19 protein-coding genes are annotated in these 22,495 nt (G+C 74.0%); 8 read left to right on the top strand and 11 right to left on the bottom strand.

All coding sequences use genetic code 11. The features are described 5' to 3' along the window. Position 1 precedes the first annotated feature (1 nt). The 6 genes from OO62_RS34740 to OO62_RS34715 form a co-directional block, all read right to left on the bottom strand. Positions 2–880: an ECF transporter S component gene (locus tag OO62_RS34740; RefSeq protein WP_051733858.1), complete on the bottom strand. Its 879-nt coding sequence runs from the start codon at positions 878–880 to the stop codon at positions 2–4. Continuing rightward, entirely contained in the window at positions 877–2,514 is a 1,638-nt protein-coding gene (locus tag OO62_RS34735) for an ABC transporter ATP-binding protein (RefSeq protein WP_033271703.1), read from the bottom strand. Before OO62_RS34735 ends, OO62_RS34740 begins: the two co-directional genes overlap by 4 nt. Continuing rightward, a complete protein-coding gene (locus tag OO62_RS34730; protein ID WP_078617512.1) occupies positions 2,511–3,743 on the bottom strand; it encodes a CbiQ family ECF transporter T component in 1,233 nt (410 codons plus the stop codon). Before OO62_RS34730 ends, OO62_RS34735 begins: the two co-directional genes overlap by 4 nt. Next, positions 3,740–4,426 carry an SCO2322 family protein gene (locus OO62_RS34725; protein WP_033271714.1) on the bottom strand — a complete coding sequence of 229 codons (687 nt, stop codon included), beginning with the start codon at positions 4,424–4,426 and terminating at the stop codon, positions 3,740–3,742. The genes OO62_RS34730 and OO62_RS34725 overlap by 4 nt, the downstream gene beginning before the upstream one ends. A gap of 26 nt (positions 4,427–4,452) precedes the next feature. Continuing rightward, the gene (locus OO62_RS34720) at positions 4,453–5,769 is read right to left on the bottom strand and encodes an SCO2321 family membrane protein (protein WP_228332425.1); all 1,317 of its coding nucleotides are present in this window, start codon (positions 5,767–5,769) and stop codon (positions 4,453–4,455) included. Positions 5,770–6,303: 534 nt separating this feature from the next. Further along, positions 6,304–7,437, bottom strand: coding sequence for an MBL fold metallo-hydrolase (locus OO62_RS34715; RefSeq protein WP_033271702.1), 1,134 nt, complete (start codon positions 7,435–7,437; stop codon positions 6,304–6,306). Between the two features lie 311 nt (positions 7,438–7,748). On the opposite strand from OO62_RS34715, the gene OO62_RS34710 reads away from it, so the two are divergent. Together OO62_RS34710 and OO62_RS34705 are read left to right on the top strand one after the other, a co-directional pair. Then, positions 7,749–9,200, top strand: a complete 1,452-nt coding sequence (locus tag OO62_RS34710; RefSeq protein WP_033271701.1) for an aldehyde dehydrogenase — start codon at positions 7,749–7,751, stop codon at positions 9,198–9,200. Beyond that, on the top strand, positions 9,200–9,433 hold the full coding sequence (locus OO62_RS34705) for a ferredoxin (protein ID WP_033271700.1): 234 nt from the start codon (positions 9,200–9,202) through the stop codon (positions 9,431–9,433). Before OO62_RS34710 ends, OO62_RS34705 begins: the two co-directional genes overlap by 1 nt. Positions 9,434–9,496: 63 nt before the next feature. Here the strand turns inward: OO62_RS34705 and OO62_RS34700 are convergent, their stop codons facing one another. Next, positions 9,497–10,177, bottom strand: coding sequence for a TetR family transcriptional regulator (locus OO62_RS34700; RefSeq protein WP_033271699.1), 681 nt, complete (start codon positions 10,175–10,177; stop codon positions 9,497–9,499). A 239-nt stretch (positions 10,178–10,416) separates the two neighbouring features. On the opposite strand from OO62_RS34700, the gene OO62_RS34695 reads away from it, so the two are divergent. The 4 genes from OO62_RS34695 (at position 10,417) to OO62_RS34680 (ending at position 14,630) form a co-directional block, all read left to right on the top strand. Beyond that, positions 10,417–11,772 carry a glycosyltransferase family 4 protein gene (locus OO62_RS34695; protein WP_033271698.1) on the top strand — a complete coding sequence of 452 codons (1,356 nt, stop codon included), beginning with the start codon at positions 10,417–10,419 and terminating at the stop codon, positions 11,770–11,772. A 64-nt stretch (positions 11,773–11,836) separates the two neighbouring features. Further along, positions 11,837–12,691: a class I SAM-dependent methyltransferase gene (locus tag OO62_RS34690; RefSeq protein WP_033271697.1), complete on the top strand. Its 855-nt coding sequence runs from the start codon at positions 11,837–11,839 to the stop codon at positions 12,689–12,691. After that, a complete protein-coding gene (locus OO62_RS34685) occupies positions 12,688–13,770 on the top strand; it encodes a prenyltransferase/squalene oxidase repeat-containing protein (RefSeq protein ID WP_033271696.1) in 1,083 nt (360 codons plus the stop codon). The genes OO62_RS34690 and OO62_RS34685 overlap by 4 nt, the downstream gene beginning before the upstream one ends. A 56-nt stretch (positions 13,771–13,826) precedes the next feature. Then, the gene (locus OO62_RS34680) at positions 13,827–14,630 is read left to right on the top strand and encodes a maleylpyruvate isomerase family mycothiol-dependent enzyme (protein WP_033271712.1); all 804 of its coding nucleotides are present in this window, start codon (positions 13,827–13,829) and stop codon (positions 14,628–14,630) included. A gap of 14 nt (positions 14,631–14,644) precedes the next feature. Here the strand turns inward: OO62_RS34680 and OO62_RS34675 are convergent, their stop codons facing one another. The 4 genes from OO62_RS34675 to OO62_RS34660 all read right to left on the bottom strand — a co-directional run bounded on the left by OO62_RS34675 (position 14,645) and on the right by OO62_RS34660 (position 18,487). After that, on the bottom strand, positions 14,645–15,655 hold the full coding sequence (locus tag OO62_RS34675) for an LLM class F420-dependent oxidoreductase (protein ID WP_033271695.1): 1,011 nt from the start codon (positions 15,653–15,655) through the stop codon (positions 14,645–14,647). A gap of 153 nt (positions 15,656–15,808) precedes the next feature. Beyond that, positions 15,809–16,654, bottom strand: coding sequence for a DUF5336 domain-containing protein (locus tag OO62_RS34670; RefSeq protein WP_033271694.1), 846 nt, complete (start codon positions 16,652–16,654; stop codon positions 15,809–15,811). Between the two features lie 221 nt (positions 16,655–16,875). After that, positions 16,876–17,802: an N-acetylmuramoyl-L-alanine amidase gene (locus OO62_RS34665; RefSeq protein ID WP_078617511.1), complete on the bottom strand. Its 927-nt coding sequence runs from the start codon at positions 17,800–17,802 to the stop codon at positions 16,876–16,878. 19 nt (positions 17,803–17,821) lie between these two features. Further along, positions 17,822–18,487 (bottom strand): class I SAM-dependent methyltransferase, encoded by a 666-nt coding sequence (locus OO62_RS34660; RefSeq protein WP_033271693.1) that lies wholly within the window; start codon positions 18,485–18,487, stop codon positions 17,822–17,824. Between the two features lie 388 nt (positions 18,488–18,875). Here OO62_RS34660 and OO62_RS34655 point away from each other — a divergent pair, with 388 nt between their 5' ends. Further along, the gene (locus tag OO62_RS34655) at positions 18,876–21,086 is read left to right on the top strand and encodes an acyl-CoA dehydrogenase family protein (RefSeq protein WP_033271692.1); all 2,211 of its coding nucleotides are present in this window, start codon (positions 18,876–18,878) and stop codon (positions 21,084–21,086) included. Between the two features lie 95 nt (positions 21,087–21,181). Continuing rightward, a complete protein-coding gene (locus tag OO62_RS34650; protein ID WP_033271691.1) occupies positions 21,182–22,375 on the top strand; it encodes a lipid-transfer protein in 1,194 nt (397 codons plus the stop codon). The last annotated feature ends 120 nt before the right edge of the window (positions 22,376–22,495 follow it).

The following is a 22,495-nucleotide window of genomic DNA, read 5'->3' as shown; positions in this document are numbered from 1 at the left end:
GTCATTCCGAACGGCACCCGCCGGCCGGCGCCGTGGTGGAAGCAGCCGGCCCGGCGGAGGCGAAGGACACCGGCACGTCGAAGGCGGCGCGGCGGGTGGCGCGCCGCAGGGCCGCCAGGACGGTACTGCCCAGCGTGCAGGTGAGGACCACGGTCACCAGCGCGCGGGGCAGGTCCCAGCCGAGGGAGGTGGCGAGACAGTAGGCGACGTAACGGGCGAGGTTCTGGTCGACGGGGTCGCCGGGCACGAAGGAGACCCCCGAGGCCAGACCGGCGATGTACGGCCAGCCCTGGAGGTTCATGACCAGGCCGTAGAGGACGGCGGAGACGGCGCCGTAGCCGGCGAGCATGACCACCTCGCGGCGCCCCCGCAGCCGGTCGGGGCCCGGCAGCAGCCCGGCGCCCATCGACACCCACCCCATGGTCAGCATCTGGAACGGCATCCAGGGGCCGACGCCGCCGGTCAGCAGCGCCGACGCGAACATCGCCACCGAACCCAGCACGAAGCCGAAACCGGGCCCGAGCACCCGCCCCGCCAGCACCATCAGGAAGAACATCGGCTCGATGCCGGCCGTCCCCGCGCCCAGCGGGCGCAACGCGGCGCCGGCAGCGGCCAGCACACCGAGCATGGCGAGGGCCTTGGCGTCCAGGCCGGTGTCGGCGATGGTCGCCACCACGACGGCCAGCAGCATCGGCAGCAGCGCGGCGAACAGCCAGGGCGCGTCCTTGGAATGGGCGAGCCCGGACGCCGAGTCGGCGAGCAGCGGCCAGCCGAACGCCATCACGCCGATGGCCGAGATCAGGACCAGCGCGGCGACGGAGCGCGGCCCGAGCCGCACGGCCCGGACCGTACGGCCGGGGCGCTGCGGGCGCGGGGTCATGCGGTGGCCTCCAGCGCGCGGGCCACCTGCGGCACGGTCAGCCAGGGCAGCGGGGCGAGCACCTTGGCGACCTGCGGCGCGAAGGAGGGCGAGGACACCACGATGTCGTCGGTGGGGCCGTCGGCGACGACCTCACCGTCGGCGAGGATCACCACGCGGTGCGCCAGTTCGGCGGCGAGTTCCACGTCGTGGGTGGCAAGGACGATGGCGTGCCCCTCGGCGGCCAGCGCCCGCACCACCTCGACCAGGCGGGCCTTGGCGGCGTAGTCCAGGCCGCGGGTGGGCTCGTCGAGCAGCAGCAGCCCGGGACGCGCGGTGAGCACGAGCGCGAGGGCGAGCGCGAGACGTTGGCCCTCGGAGAGATCACGGGGGTGGACGGAGTCCGGGACGTCGGGCAGCAGCCGGGACACCAGGACCCGGCAGCTGCCGGCCGGGGCGTCCGCGTCCTGGTCCGCGGCGGCGCACTCGGCGGCGACGGTGTCCGCGTAGAGGAGGTCGCGCGGTTCCTGGGGCACCAGGCCGACGTGCCGCAGCAGGGCGCGCGGTGCGGTGCGGTGCGGGACGGCACCGGCGACCCGGACCGTTCCGGAGGACGGCTGGTGGACCCCCACGAGGGTGTTGAGCAGCGTGGACTTGCCCGCGCCGTTGCGTCCCATCAGCGCGACGGTCTCACCGGCCCGGACGGTCAGGTCCACCCGGTACAAGGCGTCGGTCGGCCCCCGGCGGACACCGAGCCCGCGGACCTCGGCGGCGGGTCCGTTCCGGTCCGCTTCCGGTCCGGGGCCCGGCGCCGGCCGCCCGGCGGTCGGCGGGGTGCGGTCCCTGAGGCGGTCCCGCAGGGGAGCGGCCCGGCGGCGGGCGTCGCGGACGGTGAGGGGGAGCGGGGACCACTGCGCGAGCCGGCCCAGGGCCACGACCGGGGGGTGGACGGGGGAGATCGCCATGATCTCGGAGGGGCTGCCCATGACCGGCGGCGCCCCCGGTGCGGGGAGCAGGATGACCTGGTCGGCGTACTGGATGACGCGCTCCAGGCGGTGTTCGGCCAGGAGGACCGTGGTGCCGAGGTCATGGACCAGCCGCTGGAGTACGGAGAGCACCTCTTCGGCGGCGGCCGGGTCGAGGGCCGAGGTGGGCTCGTCGAGCACCAGGACCTTGGGGTGGGTGGTGAGGACCGAGCCGATCGCCACCCGCTGCCTCTGGCCCCCGGACAGCGTGGTGAGGGCGCGGTCCCGCAGACCGGCCAGGCCGAGCAGGTCCAGGGTCTCCTCGACGCGGCGGCGCATCACGTCGGGGGCGAGGCCGAGCGATTCCATGCCGTAGGCGAGTTCGTCCTCGACGGTGTCGGTGACGAAGTGGGCCAGCGGGTCCTGGCCCACGGTGCCGACGACATCGGCGAGTTCGCGTGGCCTGTGGGTGCGGGTGTCGCGGCCGTCGACGGTGACGCGGCCGTGCAGGGTGCCGCCGGTGAAGTGCGGGACGAGTCCGCAGACGGCGTTCAGCACGGTGGACTTGCCCACGCCGGAGGGGCCGACCAGGAGGCACAGTTCGCCCTCGGGGACGGTCAGGTCGATGCCCCGGACGGCGGGCGCCGCGGCGTCGCCGTAGGTGACCGAGACCTGCTCGAACCGGATCACGGAGTCGGCTCCTTCGTGTGCTGAGGGGAGTGCGGGCCGCCGCCCGGGTGGCCGCCGGCGCCACGCAGGCGGTCGTCGCCGTCGTCACGCCCGTTGCGTACGGCGCGGGTTCCGGAGGGCGCGCGTTCGGCGCGCCGCGGACGTTCCGGGGCGCGCGGTACCGGCGCGACGAGCGCGGGCAGCAGCCCGAGCAGGACGGACACGGCCGGCCAGAGCGGCAGCACCGGCGTGGTGAGCGGGACGGCCGGCGGGTGCAGGGCGGCCGGGGCGTAGCCGTTGGCCCAGATCATCAGGACCGCCACGGCGACGCCGGAGCCGGAGACCAGCCAGGCCCGGACGCCCCAGCGTTCGGGGCGGTAACGGGTGCGCAGCGAGCGGCGGCCGCCGAGCCGGAGCCCGGCCAGTGCCGCGGTCAGACCGGCCAGCAGCAGCGGCAGACCGTAGCCGGCCCCGGTGTCGCCGAGGAGGCCGTACGTGCCCGCGCAGATGCCGAGCAGCCCGCCGAGGGTGAGGACGGACGTGGTGTGCCGTACGGCGCGCGGCACCTGCGCGCTGCGGCCGTAGCCGCGCGCGTCCATGGCCGCGGCCAGCGCCACCGACCGTTCCAGGGCGCCCTCCAGCACCGGCAGACCGACCTGGAGGAGCGCCGTGACACCGCGGTCGGGACGGCCGCGCAGCCGGCGGGCGGCGCGCAGCCGCTGCACGTCGGCGATCAGGTTCGGTGCGAAGGTCATGGCGACGACGACCGCCACGCCCGCCTCATAGAGCGCGCCGGGCAGGGATTTCAGCAGGCGGGAGGGGTTGGCGAGGGCGTTGGCGGCGCCGACGCAGATGAGCAGGGCAGCCAGCTTCAGTCCGTCGTAGAGCGCGAAGACCATGCCCTCGGCCGTGACCCGGCCGCCGATCCGGACGCCCTGCGCCCAGTCCGGCAGCGGCACTTCGGGCAGCGTGAGCAGCGTGTGCGTGCCAGGGATGGGGGAGCCGAGGAAGAACGCGAAGACCAGCCGGATGCCGAGCACGACCAGGCCGACCTTGACGAACGCCCCGTACGAGCGGGCCCAGGGCGCGTCCGTGCGGCGGGCGGCGACGACATAGCCGGCCACCCCCACCAGCAGCCCCAGCAGCAGCGGGTTGGTGGTGCGGGAGGCCGCGGTGGCCAGGCCGAGCGCCCACAGCCACCAGGCGCCGGCGTGCAGCGCGGTGGTACGGGTCGCCTGCGGGGCGCTCATCCGCGCCGGCGGCGTGCCTGCCAGACAGCCGCCCCACCCAGTACGACGACGGCCGCGACACCGCCGAGCAGCCCCGCGGACGGCCCGCCGTCGCCACCGTCACCGGCCCCCTTCGACCCGCCCACAGCCGTCGATCCGTCCGCACCCTTCGGCGCGCCCTTCGCCCCGTCCGCGCCGCTGACCTGGTCCGCACAACCCGACGTCGGATAGCCGGCGATGGCGCACAGCAGCGCGTTGGAGTCGTAGCGCAGCGGCCGGGCGACCGCGGCCAGCGCCTCGCCCGCCGAGGCGTCCTCGGGCACCTGGGCGCACGCGGTCCGCGCCGCCGGCGGCCGCGCGCCGCCGGGCGCGTCCGCCGCGGTGCCGAAGTCGATGACGATGCCGATCCGCTTGCGGCCGTCCTTGGCCGGCGTGGCACGGCAGAGGGCGTCGAAGTCGGCGGCCGCGCGCGGTCGGCCGGCCGCGGCGGAGTCCGCGCTGACCGTGAACCGGAAGCCCTCCACCGCGCCGTCGGCCGGCCGTACGGTGGCGGGCCCCTGGGTGGCGTACGTCCAGGAGCCACGGTCCGCACCGTCCCAGAAGGCCCAGTAGCGGTACTCCTGCGCCTGGGCCGGCCCGGCCGCCGCCAGCACGGTGACCGCGCCGGCCAGCAGCAGCGCGCCGGCGGCCCTGGTTCGCCGCATCAGCCGCATCCGCCGCAACAGCCGCATCAGAGGTCGTTCTTCTTCCGGCGGCCGCTCAGCAGGAAGCCGATGCCGGCGCCGACGGCGAGCCCGACGCCGACGACCCACCAGACGTTGACGCCGCCGTCGGAGTCCTTGGCGGCGTCGGCGGCCCGGGCGTCCTTGCCGGGGGTGGTGCCGGCCGGCTCGGGACCGGTGGCGTTGAGCGCGGTCACCAGGTCGGTGCCGCCGAAGGACCGCGGGTCGGTGCCGGTGGCGTGCGCGGCGAGCACCAGCTGGGCGTAGGCGGCCGGGCCGTTCTGCCGGGCCCAGGCCGCCGCGTTCTTCTCCAGCCACTTCAGCGGCTGCTGCGCGGCGGAGCGGTGGCCGCCGGCCGCCAGCGCCACCACGGCGTCGGCGGTGTTGCCGACGTCCGGCTGCTTCTCCTGGCCCGGCATCGCGGAGAGCAGGTGGTGCCCGTTCTTGTCGAGCTGCGCGACGAGGTAGCCGGCGCCGCCCTCGGCCGCCGCCGGACCCTTGTCGCCCGACTTGCCGTCCGCCTTGCCGTCCTTGCAGCTCAGCGGCTTGACCGGGGTGTCGGCGGCACCGCCCGCCGGGGCGACGACGAAGCCCTTGCCGAGTGCTCCGGTCGCGGCCGCCGCGGTGGCGTCCGCGTTCGCGGCCGCGCCCTTGAGCTGGAAGGTGAAGGCCCCGCGCTCGCCCTCCTTGACGTCACAGCCCAGCCGGAAGGTGAGCAGCCCGTCGTACGGGGTCCTGCCGCCCTTCTTCGACGTGACCGACTCCGGCTTCGCACCGGCCGCCGCGAGGGCGCCGACGACCACCGAGGTGGAGTTGGCGTCGCTGGGCGAGCCGGCCATCGAGCTCCAGCCACCGTCGTCGTTCTGTACCGACTTCAGCCAGTTCACGGCCTTCTGCACGGTCTCGTCGTGGCCGCCGAGCGCGGCCAGCGCCTGCACCGCGGCGGCCGTCTGGTTGGTGTCCCGCATGGTCTTGGCGTCGCAGGGCTTGCCCGGCTCGGCCCGGAAGGCGGTGAACGCGCCGTCCGCGCACTGCTGCCCGACCAGCCACCGCACGGCCGACGTCGCGGGCCGCACGCCCACCGTGTGCTGCGCCAGCAGCGCGAGCGACTGCCGCCAGACGCCGTCGTACTGCGGGTCCTTGGTGCCGTACAGCCCCTCGGGCAGCTTCTTGGGGGAGCCGGCGGCGGGCGCGCCATCGGCACCGTCCACCGCGTACGCGGCCGGAGCGGCGGCCCCGCCCAGCACCGCCGCGGCCGCCAGCGCCATGGCGGCGCGGCGCGCCAGGAAGGCGACGGGGTGCGTCGAAGGGGCCTGCTGAGCCATGGGAGCCAGGGGGGCCATGGGGGCCATCGGGTCGGTGCCTCTCGGGTCGGGTCGCGGCGGTGGTGCGCAGCCGCGCTCGGCCGACCGCCGCACGCCGATCCTGCGATCGGGCGCCGCGCGGGCACCGGGCTCGGCTCCGCATACCTCGACGGTGCCGCGCACCGGTCCGTCCGTACAGGCGGCGGTTCCGGTGGCGCGAGCCTTGGTCGTGCCCCATCGGGTGCTCCGGCTCGTACGGCCGGGCGCGCGGTGCGCGGGCGGCCGCCCTCACGGATGGGGTGCCCCCGAGCTCGAGCGAAGCCGAGAGCTTGGGGGAGGGGCAGCGCCGGATTTCCACCGGCTTCCCCCGATCAGGTACGGATGAAGTTGTCCCGCACACCTTAACCGGCGCCCTGCGGCCACTCGCCCGCGCGTACGAATCGGGCGGACGGAGCGTGCGAATCGGGCGGGCGGAGGCGAGGACGGGCAGACGGGGGGCAGGCGACCAGAAGGGGGGACGGGCGGACGGCCGCGCCCGCCGGCCTCACCCGCGTCTCACACCGCCCGGTACGTCGCCGGGTCGGACCCCGGTACCCGCTCCGCGTGCCCCAGCTTCACCAGGCGCCGCAGATGTGCCTCGGCCTCCGATACGGCGATGTTCCGGGAGCCGTAGGGGATCCGGTCCCACGGGCGGTTCCACTCCATGGCCACGGCGAGCTGCCAGGGCGTGCGGGGTTCGCGGAGCAGTGCTCGCAATCCGGAGAGCCGCTCTTCATGGTGAGCGATGAGCTCGCCGACCCGGCCCTCGGCATCGGTGAAGGCGTGCTGATGGGCCGGCAGGACCTCGGCGGGGGCGAGCCGGCCGACACGTTCCAGGGAGTCGAGGTAGTCGCCCAACGGGTCGGTGGCCTCCCTCTCGTCGTCCGGGTCCTCGTACAAACCGATGTGCGGGGTGATGCCGGGAAGCAGGTGATCACCGGAGAAGAGCCGGCCCCGACCGCTGGCCGTTCCGCCACCGGCCGTTCCGCCAATCGCCCCACGGCCCGCCCCCGGACCCGCCGCGCCCGCCTCCGCCGCTGCCGGCCGCGCCGGCTCCAGTACCGGATGCCGCTCCTCCAGATGCAGACACACGTGCCCCGGCGTGTGGCCCGGCGTCCAGATGGCGCGGAGCCGGCGCCCCGGCAGGTCGAGCAGCTCGCCGGGTTCGATCCCGCGGTCCGGCAGCGCGGCCCGCCGCCCGGGCAGCCGCCGGCCGCGTCCTCCCGCACGCGCCTCGCGCAGCGGCGTCAGATGGTCCTCCGGTGCGCCCGCCGCCGTCAGCTTGGCGAGCAGGTAGTCGAGCCATCGGCCCGGTTCCGCCTCACGGGTGCGGCGGACCACGGCCGCGTCCGCGGCGTGCATCGCGATCCACGCGCCGGACGCCTCCCGCACCTTGGCGGAGAGCCCGTGGTGGTCCGGATGGTGATGGGTGACCAGGACGCCGTGGAGGTCGGCGACGTCGAAGCCGCAGGCGGCGACGCCGGCGACCAGGGTGTCCCAGGAGTCCGGGTCGTCCCAGCCGGTGTCGATGAGCACCGGCCCGCGGTCGGTCTCCAGGAGGTGGACCAGGGTGTGGCCCAGCGGGTTGTCCGGGATGGGGACGGCGATGCTCCAGACGCCGCCTCGGTGGTCGGTCACCTGCGTGGTCATCCCGGTCCCCTCTCGGTGCGGACACACCCACTGCGGAAACACCCTGCGGACGCCTCCCGCCCTGCCTCCGGGAACCCGCCCCCACACCCGCTCACTATAACTAGAACGAGTTACAGGGTGGCGTGAAGTGCCTCGCACGGGACGGGGGCGCGAGCCCGCGCCCCGGGCCCCATCTCGCCCCGTACTCCTCCCCGTTGACGGCGGGCGGGTATTCGGCCCGTGCCGTGGACTCCTCCCACTGGAACTGGTATCAGTTCGGGGCAGTGAAAAGTTTCTGATGCAACGTCAGAAAGCGTCGGGAGGCGGCAGCGATGAGCGACCTCGTCGAGCACGGCAAGCTCTACATAGGCGGTGAGCTGGTCGATCCGGCCGGCCGGGACACCATCGAGGTCGTCTCGCCGCACACCGAACAGGTCATCGGCCGCGTCCCGCACGCCTCGCGGGCCGACGTCGACCGCGCGGTGGCCGCGGCCCGCGCGTCCTTCGCGTCCGGGGTGTGGGCGAACGCCCCGTTGGCGGAGCGGATCGCGGTGGTGACCCGCATCAAGGACGCCTTCGCGGCGCGCAGCGAGGAGATCGCCAGGGTCATCAGCTCCGAGAACGGCACCCCGTACACCTCGGGCGTCATGGTGCAGTCGCTGGCCTCGGTGCTGGCCTGGGACGCGGCGCTGACGGTGGCGCGTGACTTCCCGTTCGAGGAGCGGCGGGCCGGGGTGCTGGGGCCGATCCTGGTACGGCGGGAACCGGTCGGCGTGGTCGCGGCCGTCGTGCCGTGGAACGTCCCGCAGTTCACCGCCGCCGCCAAGCTCGCACCGGCGCTGCTGGCCGGCTGCTCGGTGGTGCTGAAGGTGTCGCCGGAGACCCCGCTCGACGCGTACCTGCTCGCGGAGATCGCGACGGAGGCCGGGCTGCCACGGGGCGTGCTGTCGATCCTGCCGGCGGACCGCGAGGTGAGCGAGTACCTGGTCGGGCACCCCGGCGTGGACAAGGTGTCGTTCACCGGCTCGGTGGCGGCGGGCAAGCGGGTCATGGAGGTCGCGGCCCGCCACCTCAGCCGGGTCACGCTGGAACTCGGCGGCAAGTCCGCCGCGGTGATCCTCCCGGACGCGGATCTGGACGCGGCGGTGGCCGGCATCGTGCCGTTCGCCTGGATGATCAACGGTCAGGCGTGTGTGGCGCAGACCCGGATTCTCGTACCGCGCGGCCGCTACGACGAGATCGCCGAACGGTTCACCGCCGCGGCCGCCGCGCTCACCGTGGGCGACCCGCTGGATCCGGCCACCGAGGTCGGGCCGCTCGTCGCCCGCCGCCAGCAGCAGCGTTCGCTCGACTACATCGCGCTCGGCCAGAAGGAAGGCGCCAAGCTCCTCACCGGCGGCGGCCGGCCCAAGGACCGGGCCACGGGCTGGTACGTCGAACCGACCCTCTTCGGCGAGGTGGCCAACTCCATGCGGATCGCCCGCGAGGAGATCTTCGGCCCGGTCATCTGCCTGCTGCCGTACCAGGACGAGGCGGAGGCGGTGGAGATCGCCAACGACTCCGACTACGGGCTCTCCGGCTCGGTCTGGACGGCCGACGTCGACCACGGCATCGACCTCGCCCGGCAGGTGCGCACCGGTACGTACTCGGTCAACACCTTCAGCATCGACATGCTCGGCCCGTTCGGCGGCTACAAGAACTCCGGCATCGGGCGGGAGTTCGGCCCGGAGGGCTTCGGCGAATACCTGGAGCACAAGATGATCCATCTGCCGGCGGGGGCGTGATGGCCGACCGCTGGCGGGTGGAGGTGGACCGGAGCGTCTGCATCGGGTCGGGGATGTGCGTCGGCGCGGCACCGGACGGCTTCCGGCTGGACACGGCGCGGCAGTCGCACCCGGTGGCCCCGGAGGCGGAAGCCACCGAGAGCGTCCTGGCGGCGGCCGAGGGATGCCCGGTGGAGGCCATCACCCTCACCGCGGCCGACAACGGCGAGGCGGTGTTCCCGCCGGAGGACTGAACGCGGTGCGGCCACGGCCTAGGGGTGCGAGGGGCTCAGCCACCACCCGCCCCACCACTCGCCCTACCGGCCGTCCTGCCCGCCCCGCTCCGGTGTCGTCAGGTCGATCAGGCGGCAGACCGTCTCGATGTCGATCTTCACCTGGGCGATCGAGGCGCGGCCCGAGAGCCAGGTGATCAGGGCCGAGTGCCAGGTGTGCTCGATGACGCGGACCGCGGAGAGCTGTTCGGGGGTGGGCGGGGCGGCGGGGCGCGCCGGTTCCTGCGAACGGTGGGCGGCGGGCGGCGCCATCGCGTCCAGGATGATCGCCGTCGTCAGCCGCGAGACGGTGTCCACCTCCGGGCTCACCGACCGGTCGGCGAAGGTCAGCGCGCGCACCATGGCGTCCGCGAGGTGCGGTTCGCGCTGCAGGGCGCGGAACGCCCGCATCAGGGTCTGCGCGACCCGCGCGCCCGGGTCCTGCTCCGACGGCGGGCGCTTGCGCAGCGTCTCGTGCATGTGCTGGAGCTGGTCCTGCATGGTGGCGACCAGCAGGTGCACCTTGGAGGGGAAGTAGCGGTAGAGGGTGCCGAGTGCGACGCCCGAGGACTCGGCGACCTCGCGCATCTGCACGGCGTCGAAACCGCCACGGGACGCCAGCTTGGCGCTGGTGTGCAGGATGCGCCGCCGCCGGGCCTCCTGACGCTCGGTCAGGGGAGGACTCGCGGGAAGCGCCGGCTTGGCCGCCTTGGATTCCGTAGTCATATTTCCCATTCCGTGGCATTCCGTCCGCGATGCGGGGAGTGCCGGTGGTGTGATCGGCACAGCATGGCAGGGGGGCGGGTGGTGGCGCGAATCACCTGGTGCGGCTCTTTTCGCATCTGTCCTGGCCGGTAGATTCGAGGCTCTGTGAACTGATCAGTAGCCAATCAGTTCTGAAACTTGTTCTAGATTACCGCCAGCGGTTACGCTCCGGCGAAAGTCCAGTGAGAAGGGGGCCGAGCGTGACCGCAGAGGCCGTCCACGCAGCCGCGCCGCGCCCCGCAGAGGCCGCCTCCGCCTCCACCCCGACGAACGGCGAGCGGCCCCTGCGCATCGCGATGCTCACGTACAAGGGGAACCCGTTCTGCGGGGGACAGGGCGTCTACGTACGCCACCTCTCGCGTGAACTGGCCCGCCTCGGCCACACCGTCGAGGTCATCGGCGCCCAGCCCTACCCCGTCCTCGACGAGGGAGTGACCCTCACCGAGCTGCCGAGCCTGGACCTCTACCGCCAGCCGGACCCGTTCCGCACGCCGGGCCGCGGCGAGTACCGCGACTGGGTCGACGCCGTCGAGGTCGGCACGATGTGGACCGGTGGCTTCCCCGAGCCGCTGACCTTCTCGCTGCGCGCCCGGCGCCATCTCGCCGCCCGCCGCGGCCAGTTCGATGTCGTCCACGACAACCAGACCCTCGGCTACGGCCTGCTCGGCGGCCCCGGCGCGCTCGGCGCCCCGCTGGTCACCACGATCCACCACCCCATCACCGTCGACCGGCGGCTCGACCTGGCCGCCGCGCCCGACTGGAAGCGCCGCCTCTCGGTGCGCCGCTGGTACGGCTTCACCCGGATGCAGAAGCGGGTCGCCCGCCGGCTGCCGTCCGTGCTGACCGTCTCCGGCTCCTCCCGCCAGGAGATCATCGACGACCTCGCCGTTCCCTCCGGCCGGATCCACGTCGTCCACATCGGCGCCGACACCGACCTCTTCTCGCCGGACGCGTCCGTGCCCGAGGTGCCCGGCCGGATCGTCACCACCTCCAGCGCCGACGTGCCCCTCAAGGGCCTGATCCACCTCGTCGAGGCGCTCGCCAAGGTGCGCACCGAGAACCCGGACGCCCACCTGGTGGTCGTCGGCAAGCGCGCCGACGACGGCCCGGTCGCCGCCGCCATCGAGCGGCTCGGGCTGGCCGGCGCCATCGAGTTCGTCAAGGGCATCAGCGACCGCGAACTCGTCGACCTGGTCCGCGGCGCCCAGGTCGCCTGCGTCCCCTCCCTCTACGAGGGCTTCTCGCTGCCCGCCGCCGAAGCGATGGCCACCGGCACCCCGCTGCTGGCCACCACCGGCGGTGCCATCCCCGAGGTCGCCGGCACCGACGGTGAGACCTGTCTCGCCGTTCCGCCGGGCGACGCCGGCGCGCTGGCCGCCGGACTGCTCCGCCTCCTCGGCGACGAGCCCCTGCGCCGCCGGCTCGGCGCCGCCGGCCGGGAGCGGGTGCTGGCCCGCTTCACCTGGCGGCAGGCCGCCCTCGGCACCGCCGAGCGCTACCGCGAGGCGATCGCCCTCCAGGGCGGCCGCACCGCCGCCCGCACCCTGCGCAGCTAGCCCGCGCACCCCTGCACCCCCGCAGCCACCCCCGCAAATCACCGCCGGACGAAAGCAGAACGCCGTGCTGACCGTCGACTTTTCCCGTTTCCCGCTCGCCCCGGGCGACCGCGTGCTCGACCTGGGCTGCGGCGCCGGCCGGCACGCCTTCGAGTGCTACCGGCGCGGCGCGCAGGTCGTCGCCCTCGACCAGAACGGCGACGAGATCCGCGAGGTCGCCAAGTGGTTCGCCGCGATGGAGGAGGCCGGCGAGGCCCCGGCGGGCGCCTCCGCCACCGCCATGGAGGGCGATGCGCTCAACCTGCCCTTCCCCGACGACAGCTTCGACATCGTGATCATCTCCGAGGTGATGGAGCACATCCCGGACGACAAGGGCGTGCTCGCCGAGATGGTGCGGGTGCTGCGCCCCGGCGGCCGGATCGCCGTCACCGTGCCCCGCTACGGTCCCGAGAAGATCTGCTGGACGCTCAGCGACGCGTACCACGAGGTCGAGGGGGGCCACATCCGTATCTACCGCGGCGACGAACTCCTCGGCAAGATGCGGGAGGCCGGCCTGGAGCCGTACGGCACGCACCACGCGCACGGGCTGCACAGCCCGTACTGGTGGCTCAAGTGCGCCTTCGGGGTGGACAACGACAAGGCGCTGCCGGTGCAGGCGTACCACAAGCTGCTGGTCTGGGACATCATGAAGAAGCCGCTGGCCACCCGGCTCGCCGAGCGGGCGCTGAACCCCGTCATCGGCAAGAGCTTCGTCGTCTACGCCACCAAGCCGCACCTGCCCGAGGCGCAGGCCGCCGACGCGACGGGCGCGCCCGCCGAGGCCGCCGAACCCGCCGCGAAGGCCCCCGCCGTGAAGCCGGGCGCCAAGGCCCGCGCGGCCAAGTCCTCCGCCAAGTCCTCCGCAGGGGCCGCCAAGTGACGAGTCCCGGACGTACCGAACGGCTCGTCCTGCCGGGGGTGCTCACCGCCGAACAGGCAGCCCGTACGGTCGCCGGCATCCTGGCGACCCAGCGCGAGGACGGCGCCATCCCCTGGTTCCGCGGCCACCACCTCGACCCGTGGGACCACACCGAGGCCGCCATGGCCCTGGACGCGGCCGGCGAACACGAGCGCGCCGAGGCCGCGTACGACTGGCTGGTACGCCATCAGAACCCGGACGGGTCCTGGTACGCGGCCTACGCCGACGGCGACGCCGAGGTACCCACCGACCGCGGCCGGGAGACCAACTTCTGCGCCTACATCGCGGTCGGCGTCTGGCACCACTTCCTGTCCACCGGCGACGAGACCTTCCTCGACCGCATGTGGCCCGCGGTGTACTCGGCGATCGAGTTCGTACTGGAGCTCCAGCAGCCCGGCGGTGAGATCGGCTGGAAGCGCGAGGACGACGGGACCCCCGTCAACGACGCGCTGCTGACCGGCTCCTCCTCCGTCTACCAGGCGCTGCGCTGCGCGCTCGCGCTCGCCGAACAGCGCGAGGAGCCGCAGCCCGACTGGGAACTCGCGGTCGGCCGTCTCGGCCACGCGATACGCAGCCACCCCGAACGGTTCCTGGACAAGGCCCGCTACTCCATGGACTGGTACTACCCGATCCTGGGCGGCGCCGTACGCGGTGCGGCGGCGCGGGAGCGCATCGACGCCGCATGGGAACAGTTCGTGGTGCCCGGGCTCGGCGTGCGCTGCGTGCTGCCCAACCCCTGGGTCACCGGCGGCGAGAGCGCGGAGCTGGCCCTCGCCCTGTGGGCGACCGGCGAGTCCGAGCGGGCCGTGCAGATCCTCAAGTGGATGCAGCACCTCCGCGCCGAGGACGGCATGTACTGGACCGGCTACGTCTTCGACGACGACGCGATCTGGCCCCGCGAACTGACCTCCTGGACGGCCGGCTCGCTGCTGCTCGCGGTCGCGGCCGTCGGCGGTGACGAGGCCACCACCACGGTCTTCGGCGGGGAGCAGCTGCCGGCGGGCCTGGACCCGGACTGCTGCGGGCGGACCGGCCCGTAGGGACACCGCCGGAAAATGCGGCGCCGGGCGGGGGGCGGCGCACTACTGTGCGCCGCATGACACTCCAAGGCTCCCTGACCCACGAGGAATACTGCGCCCAACTCCTCGCCGAGACCGACGCGTTCCGCGAGATCGTGCGGCACGCCGATCTCTCGGTGACCGTGCCGACCTGCCCCGACTGGACGCTGGCCGACCTCGCCCGGCACGTGGGGGGCGCGCACCGCTGGGCCGGCACCCTCGTCGCCCGCCGCGCGACGAAGAACGTCGACGACGCGGACATCCCGGAGGGCGACGGGCCCGCGGGCGAGGACGCGGCGGCGCTGGACGCCTGGCTGGCGGAGGGCGCCGAGCGGACCGTGGCGGCGCTGCGGGAGGCCGGCCCGGACGCCGAGGTGTGGTCCTGGTCGCCGGTGCAGCGGGCCGGCTTCTGGGCCCGCCGGATGACGCACGAGACGGTGATCCACCGGGCCGACGCCGCGCTCACCGCGGGCGCCGCCTTCGACGTGCCGGCGCCGGTCGCCGCGGACTGCCTGGAGGAGTGGCTGCAGATCTGCGAGCTGCCGGTGGTCGCGGAACGCTTCACCGGACGCGGCACGGAACTCTTCGGTCCGGGCCGTACGCTGCACGTCCACGCCACCGACGCCCCGCCCGGACTGACCGCCGAGTGGCTCCTCGACCTCACGGGGGAGGCGCCCACCCACCGGCGCACCCACGAGAAGGCGGCGGTCGCGCTGCGCGGCCCGCTCAGTGACGTGCTCCGCGTCGTCTACCGCCGGCTGCCCGCCGACAGCGACCGGGTCGAGGTGCTGGGCGAGCGGGCGCTGCTCGACCGGTGGCTGGCGTGGGCGTCGTTCGGGTGAGCGGCCGGCCGCGGTCAGGAGTTCAGCTCGGCCAGCACCCGTAGCGTGTGCGGGTCCGGTGCGGTGACCAGCAGGTCGGTGACCGGGCCCGCACGCCACAACGCCAGCCGCTCGGCGATCCGTTCACGTGGCCCGACCAGGGATATCTCGTCGGCGAAGGCGTCCGGCACGGCGCGTACGGCCTCCTCCCTGCGGCCTTCGAGGAAGAGCCGCTGCACCCGCCGGGCGTCCTCCGCGAAGCCCATCCGCGCCATCAGGTCGGCGTGGAAGTTCTTGGCCGCGGCGCCCATCCCGCCGATGTAGAAGCCGAGCATCGCCTTGACCGGCAGCAGCCCTTCGGCGACGTCATTGCAGACCACGGCGCGTGCCATGGGCGCGATCAGAAAGCCCGGCGGGGCGTCGGCCAGCGCGTCCCGGTAGACGCCGGTGCGCTGCGGCGACCAGTACAGCGGCAGCCAGCCGTCCGCGATCCGGGTCGTCTGGGCGATGTTCCTGGGGCCCTCGGCGCCCAGCAGGAGCGGGATCCCGGCCCGCAGCGGATGGGTGATCGGCTTGAGCGCCTTGCCCAGACCGGTGCCGTCCGCGCCGCGGTAGGGCAGCGGATGGAACAGCCCGTCCACCTCCACCGGGCCCTCGCGGCGCAGGACCTGACGGATCGTGTCCACGTATTCGCGGGTGGCGGTCAGCGGGCTCTTGGGGAACGGCCGCCCGTACCACCCCTCGACGACCTGCGGCCCGGACAGTCCCAGGCCCAGCAACAGCCGGCCACCGGAGAGATGGTCGAGGGTGAGGGCGTGCATCGCGGTGGCGGTGGGGGTGCGGGCGGCCATCTGCGCGATGCCGGTACCCAGCCGGATACGGGAGGTGTGGGCGGCGATCCAGGTCAGCGCGGTGAACGCGTCCGAGCCCCAGGCTTCCGCGGTCCACACCGAGTCGTAGCCCAGCCGCTCCGCCTCGCGGGCGAGAGCGAGGTGCCGGGGGTCGGGGCCGCGGCCCCAGTAGCCCAGTGCCAGACCGAGTCGCATGCCGATCGCCCCTCTCGGACGGTGCCCACACCGTGTGCTGACTGAACGTCAGATGCCGTGCGTGCGGCGACTGTACGGCCGGGCCGCGGACATGGCAACGGCCCCCCGCCCGTGGAGGGCGAGGGGCCGGGAAAGGACCGCTGGGCGTGCGGGTCAGCCGCGCTGGATGCCGGTGGTGTCCTGAAGGACGCCGCGCCGGCCGTCCTGGGTCTGCGCGATCAGGGCCTGGCCGCGCTGCTCCACCGCGAGGTACCAGGTGCCGGGCGCCAGTTCGGCGATCGGCGACGGCGAACCGTCCTCGCCGTACAGCGGGCGCGCCACGGGCACCGCGAACCAGAACGGTGCGAACTCCGGCGCGGTGCCGGCCGCCGGAGTGGCACCCGCCGCGCCGCCCGCCGTCGCCTCGGCCGGGACCTGCTGACCGTGCGTCTGACCGGCCTGCGGCTGCTGCTGGCCGCCCGGGTAGCCGTAACCGCCCGCCTGCTGCTGCGCGCCCGGGTAGCCGTAACCCGGGTTGGGGCCGGCGCCGTACGGGGCGGCCTGCGGCTTGGGGGAGCCGATCAGGGCGGGCTGCAGTGCCGGGACCAGCGGTCCGGCGACCGCGCCGGCGGCCAGGATCAGCGCCGCGATCAGACCGATGATCAGGCCCGCGCCCGCGCTGTTGGCGTCGATGATGCTCCAGAACGCCGTCCACGCCGCGAAGATGGTCAGGGCGACGCCGAACTGGCCGAGGTCGAGACCGGCGACCTTGCGCGGCTGCGGCAGCGCACGGCTGATGATGACGATCGCCGCGCCGATCACTCCGGCCAGGTACATGCTCATGAGCGTGGACAGCGCGTCCCAGGCGTTGCTGCTGCTGTAGTCCTGGGCTTCGCAGAACTTGGCGTACGGGCCGGAGCAGTCCGGGCCGCCGGTGAGGTCGAGGAACGAGGCGATGAACAGCAACACCGCTGCTCCGATCACCACGCCGTCGCCTCGAGTGAGGGAGCGGATGTTCACGTAAGGGTCCTTTGTCTCTTTCGCGGGTCTGGTCGTCGCTGTCGCGGTGCGCGCGGTGCGAGGCACGGCGGTGGCCACCCATCGTAAAGGGGAACCTATCGCCGAATCCGGCGGGCCGTCGTGTTCGTTTCGGCGCGCTATCGGGCGCCGTAGGAGAACCGGTACCGGAGGTGTACAGGAGGCGGTATCGCGGGTGTATCGGATCCGGTGCGGGGGCGCGGTCAGTGCGCCAAGAAGTCCGTAATGCCCGCGGTGATCCCCCGGGCCGCCTTTTCCCGCCACCGCGCGTCGGTCAATTGCGCGGCGTCCTTCGGATCGCGCATATTGCCGCACTCGATGAACACCTTCGGTACGTCCGAGAGGTTGAGGCCGCCGAGATCGGAGCGGGTGTCGAGTCCGGTGCCGCCGCCGATGTAATTGGACGGTTTGCTTCCGGTTACCGCGCCGAACCGGCCGGCCAGTTGCTCGCCCAGCCGCCGCGAGGGTCCGACGATCGCGGCGGTGTCGGCCGGGCCGGCCGACACGCGCGCGGGCAGGATCACGTGGAAGCCGCGGTTGCCGGCCGCCGAGCCGTCGGCGTGGATCGAGACCGCGGCATCGGCGTGCGCCTTGTTCCCGGCGGCCGCCCGCTCGTCCACGCACGGCCCGTAGGGGCGGTCGCCGTCCTGGGTGAAGACCACCTTGGCGCCCTCGCGCTGGAGGAGGGTGCGGGCGCGGCGGGCGACGTCCAGGGTGAAGGACGCCTCGGCGTAGCCGTCGTCGGTGGCCGTGCCGGTGGTGTCGCACTCCTTGCGCCCGGTGCCGATGTCCACCAGCCGGCCGATCTCCCGGCCGTGATCGCGGTTGTGCGGATTGTGTCCCGGGTCGATCAGCACGGTCCTGCCCTTGAGGCCGGCGCCCGGAGCCGTCGTACCGCCGGAGCCGGCGCCCTTCTTGCCGTCGGACCCGCTCCCGCCTGCCGACTGCCCCCCGGAGGCCGCGTCCGACGGCCCGCTCGCCGCGGGCCGCCCGGCCCCCGGCGGGCCGCCGTCACCCCAGGCCCGCCAGAGCAGCCAGCCCCCCAGGCTCACGACCACCACGGCCGCCAGGACGAGGAGCAGGGTGCCGCGCAGGCGGCGGTGCGGGGGGAAAGTACTGCCGTTCGACACGTGGGCGATCGTAGCTGGCTCAGCTGCCGGGGCCCGTGCGTCGCAGGACGCGCAGCGACCGGTGCGCCGAGATCTCGGTGAAGGCGCCGGACTCCAGGGCCCTGCGGTAGATGCGGTACGGGGCCTGGCCCGTCCATTCGTCGACCGGGTCCGGGAACACGTCGTGGATCACCAGCAGACCGCCGGGCGCGACATGCGGTGCCCAGCCCTCGTAGTCGGCGCCCGCGTGCTCGTCGGTGTGCCCGCCGTCGATGAAGACCAGGCCCACCGGCGCCTGCCACACCGCCGCGACCTGCGGCGAGCGGCCCACCACGGCGATCACCTGGTCCTCCAGGCCCGCGGCGTGCAGCGTGCGGCGGAAGGTGGGCAGGGTGTCCATCCGGCCGACCTCCGGGTCCACGACGTCCGGATCGTGGTAGTCCCAGCCCGGCTGCTGCTCCTCGCTGCCCCGGTGGTGGTCGACGGTGACGGCCACCACGCCGGCCTCCCGCGCGGCGTCCGCGAGCAGGATCGTGGACCGGCCGCAGTAGGTGCCGACCTCCACCAGCGGCAGCCCCAGCGCCGCCGCCTCGGCCGCCGCCGCGTACAGCGCGAGCCCCTCGTCCACGGGCATGAAGCCCTTCGCCGCCTCGAACGCGGCGAGTATCTCCGGCTTCGGAGCGGACGGAGCCGTGGGACCGGGCATGGGCTTCCTCCTGGTGGTGCGGTCGGATGGCTCATCGTGCCGTATGGGGTGGGACGCGTGATGCGTGGGTGGTGTGGGCGGATAGCGATGCGGCGGGTGGGCTCGTGGTACGCAGGAGGTGGGCTCGTGATGCGGAGGGGGCTATCGGGGCGGGAGTGAGATTTCTTCCCTCGCTTTCCTGCCCTTCTTCCTCTTTTCACCGCTTCCTTACGTTCGCTCCGCGACGCGCTTTTACCGGCGGCCGTTTCCGTGGATGCCGCGAAAGCGGGGAATTCGTGGGGGGGGGAGCCGGGGCGGAATTCACCGAACCGCCCGCATCCGCCCGGCCCCGCATCAAAACCCGCACCTGACCTTCCGTCAGATTGGAACGTGTTCTAGTCTGCCCCGCATGGGCATCGGAATCACGCAGGAGCAACGCGACCTGGCCGGAGCCGTGGCCGGATGGGTAGCCCGGACCGTGCCGCCCGAGGAAGTGCGCAAACTGCTCGACGCCGCACCCGGACGGCACGGGCGCCCCGCCTACTGGGACGCCCTCGCCGCGCAGGGCCTGCTCGGCCTCCACCTCCCCGAGGCCGACGGCGGAGGCGGCGGCGCGCTCCTCGACCTCGCCGTGGTGCTGGAGGAGCTGGGCCGCGCCGCACTCCCCGGCCCCTTCCTGCCCACCACCCTCGCCGCCGCGCTGCTGCACCGCGCCGGCGCCCGACCCCTCGTACGGGCCCTCGCCACCGGCCAACTCCTCGGCGCCGTCGCACTCGGCCCGGGCACGCTCACCGCCGCCGAGACCGCCGACGGCTACGTCCTGGACGGCACCGCGCCGCCGGTCCTCGCCGGAGCCGACGCGGACCTGATCGTGCTGGCCGCCGAGGCGCCCACCGGAACGGTGTGGCTCGCCGTCGACGCCGCGGCGCTGACCGTACGCGTCCAGGAGAGCGCCGACCCGACCCGGCCCACCGCCGAGGTCGTCGCCCACGGCGTCCGGGTGCCCGGCGCACGGCTGCTGGACCTCGACGACACCCTCGTCCACGACCTGGCCGGCGTGCTGTTCGCCGCGGAAGCCTGCGGCACAGCCGCCCGGGCGCTCACCACCGCCACCGAACACGCCACCGTACGCGAACAGTTCGGCCGCCCCATCGGCCAGTTCCAGGCCGTCAAGCACCTCTGCGCCGACATGCTCGTACGCTGCGAGCAGGCCCGCGCCCTCGTGTGGGACGCGGCCCGCGCGGCGCACGAGCCGCCCGGCCCCCGCGGGCTGACCGCCGCGCTCGCCACCGCCACCGCCCTGGACGCCGCCTTCAGCTGCGCCAAGGACTGCATCCAGATCCTCGGCGGCATCGGCTTCACCTGGGAGCACGACGCCCATCTGCACCTGCGCCGGGCGCTGGTGGCCCGCCAGCTGCTCGGCGGCGGCGACGTCCACCGGCGGCGCGCCGCCCGCCTCGCCGCGGACGGCGCCCGGCGTGCGCTGCGCCTGGAACTGCCCGCCGAAGCCGACCGGTACCGCGCCGAGGCCCGGGTCGTCATCGAGCGCGTCCACGGCCTGGACCCCGCCGCCGTACGCCGCCGGCTCGCCCCCACCGGCTACGCCGCCCCGCACCTCCCCAGGCCCTACGGACTGGGCGCCGACCCCGTCCAGCAGCTGGCGATCCAGCAGGAGTTGGCGGCCGCCGGGGTGCGGATCAGCGAGCTGGGCATCGCCACCTGGGTGGTGCCCTCGCTGCTCGCGCACGGCACCCCGGCCCAGCAGGAGCGCTTTCTGGGGCCGACGCTGCGCGGCGAACTGCTGTGGTGCCAGCTGTTCTCCGAGCCCGGGGCGGGCTCGGACCTGGCGTCGCTGCGGACCCGCGCCGAACGGGTCGACGGCGGGGGCTGGCGGGTCAACGGCCAGAAGGTGTGGACGTCGGCCGCCCGGTGGTCGAGCCACGGCATCCTGCTCGCCCGTACCGACCCGGACGCGCCCAAGCACCAGGGGCTGACGTTCTTCGTCGTCGACATGGCGAGCCCCGGCATCGACGTCCGCCCGCTGAAGGAGATCACCGGGGAGGAGCTCTTCAACGAGGTCTACTTCGACGACGTGCTGCTGCCGGCCGACGCGGTGGTCGGTGAGGTGAACAACGGCTGGAAGGTGGCCCGCACCACCCTGGACAACGAACGCGTCCACATGGCCGACCAGTTGACCTTCGACACCGGTCTGGAGGCGATCGTCGAACGGGTCGCCGCGCCGGACGGACCGGTGCGGGCCGGGGCCGACCCGCAGGGGGTGCTGGGGAAGGTGGGCGAGCTGGCCGCGGAGGCGCACGCCCTGGGCTGCATCGGACTGCGCACCACGCTCCAGCAGGTGTCGGGGCTGGAGCCGGGCGCCGGCGCGAGCATCCGCAAGCTGGTGCAGACCCCACACCAGCAGAAGGTCGCCGAGCTGGCCCTGGAGCTGCTCGGTCCGGCCGGCGCGGTGCGCGAAGGGGCCGGTGAGCGGGCGCTGCACGGCTTCTTGATGTCGCGCTGTCTGACCATCGCCGGCGGTACGACCCAGGTGCAGCGCAACGTCGTGGCGGAGCGGCTGCTCGGCCTGCCCCGCGACCCGGAGCCCCGCCCCCTGGTCTGACCCCGCCGCCCCCACCCGGCGCCCGCTCCCCGCTCCCCGCTCCCCATTCCCCGCTCCCCATTCCCCGTTCCACGCTGACCGTTCCGGAGGACCGCATGGCTGGCAAGGCATACATCGTCGGCGTCGGCATGACCGCGTTCGAGAAGCCCGAGACCCGCGCGTGGCAGTACTGGGACATGGTGAAGGAGGCGGGCGGCAAGGCCCTCGCGGACGCCGGGACCGGCTACGAGGCGGTCGAGCAGGTGGCGGCCGGCTACTGCTACCAGTCCTCGACGGCCGGTCAGCGCGCCGTCTACGAACTGGGCCTGACCGGCGTCCCCGTCTACAACGTCAACAACAACTGCGCGACCGGCTCGACCGCGCTGATGATGGCGCGGCAGTTCGTCGAGGCGGGCCTCAACGACTGCGTGCTGGCCCTCGGTTTCGAGAAGATGCGGCGTGGCGCGCTGGGGGGCGGTGCGGACGGCGGGGACTTCGCGACCTCTCCGGTGGCCCGCCACTACGGCGTGATGGCGGCCGCCCACGGCTTCGAGCAGACCCCGTCCACCGCCCAGATCTTCGGCAACGCGGCCCGGGAGCACATGGAGCGGTACGGCACCACCGCCGAGCAGCTCGCCGCCGTCGGCGCCAAGAACCACCGGCATTCCGCGCACAACCCGTACGCGCAGTTCCGGGACGTCTACACGGTCGAGGAGGTGCTCGCCGCCCGGACCGTCCACCGGCCGCTGACCAAGCTCCAGTGCTCACCGACCTCCGACGGCGCGGCCGCGGCGGTCGTCGCCTCCGAGCGGTTCGTCCGCGAGCACGGTCTGACCGACCGGGCGGTGGAGATCGCCGCCCAGGCCATGACGACCGACACGGAGGAGAGTTTCACGTCCGGCTCCTGCATCGACGTCGTCGGCAAACCGATGTCGCGGGCCGCCGCCCTGCGGGCGTACGCGGCGAGCGGCCTCGGCATCGAGGACGTGGACGTCATCGAGCTGCACGACTGCTTCTCCATCAACGAGCTGCTGACGTACGAGGCGCTGGGCCTGTGTCCGGACGGCGCGTCGGGAAAGCTGGTCGCCGACGGGGCCACCACCTACGGCGGCCGCTGGGTGGTCAATCCGTCCGGCGGCCTGATCTCCAAGGGGCACCCGCTCGGCGCGACGGGCCTGGCCCAGGCCGCCGAACTGGTCTGGCAGCTCCGCGGCACGGCCGGCGACCGTCAGGTCCCCGGCGCCCGGATCGGCCTCGCCCACAACATCGGCCTGGGTGGGGCGGCGGTGGTGACGCTGCTGCGGAGGTGAGGCGTCAGCCGGTACGGGCGACGTTAACTCCCGCCGCAATCCGGGTAGTTGGCTCGCAAGGGGACCTCCCGCCCCCTAGGGACCTGTCTCTTATACACATCTCCGAGCCCACGAGACTCC

The organism is Streptomyces lydicus, assembly GCF_000717345.1.
Classification (GTDB): Bacteria; Actinomycetota; Actinomycetes; order Streptomycetales; family Streptomycetaceae; genus Streptomyces; species Streptomyces lydicus.
The sequence above is the reverse complement of the archived record's forward strand: the minus strand, read 5'-3'. Positions and strand labels throughout refer to the sequence as shown.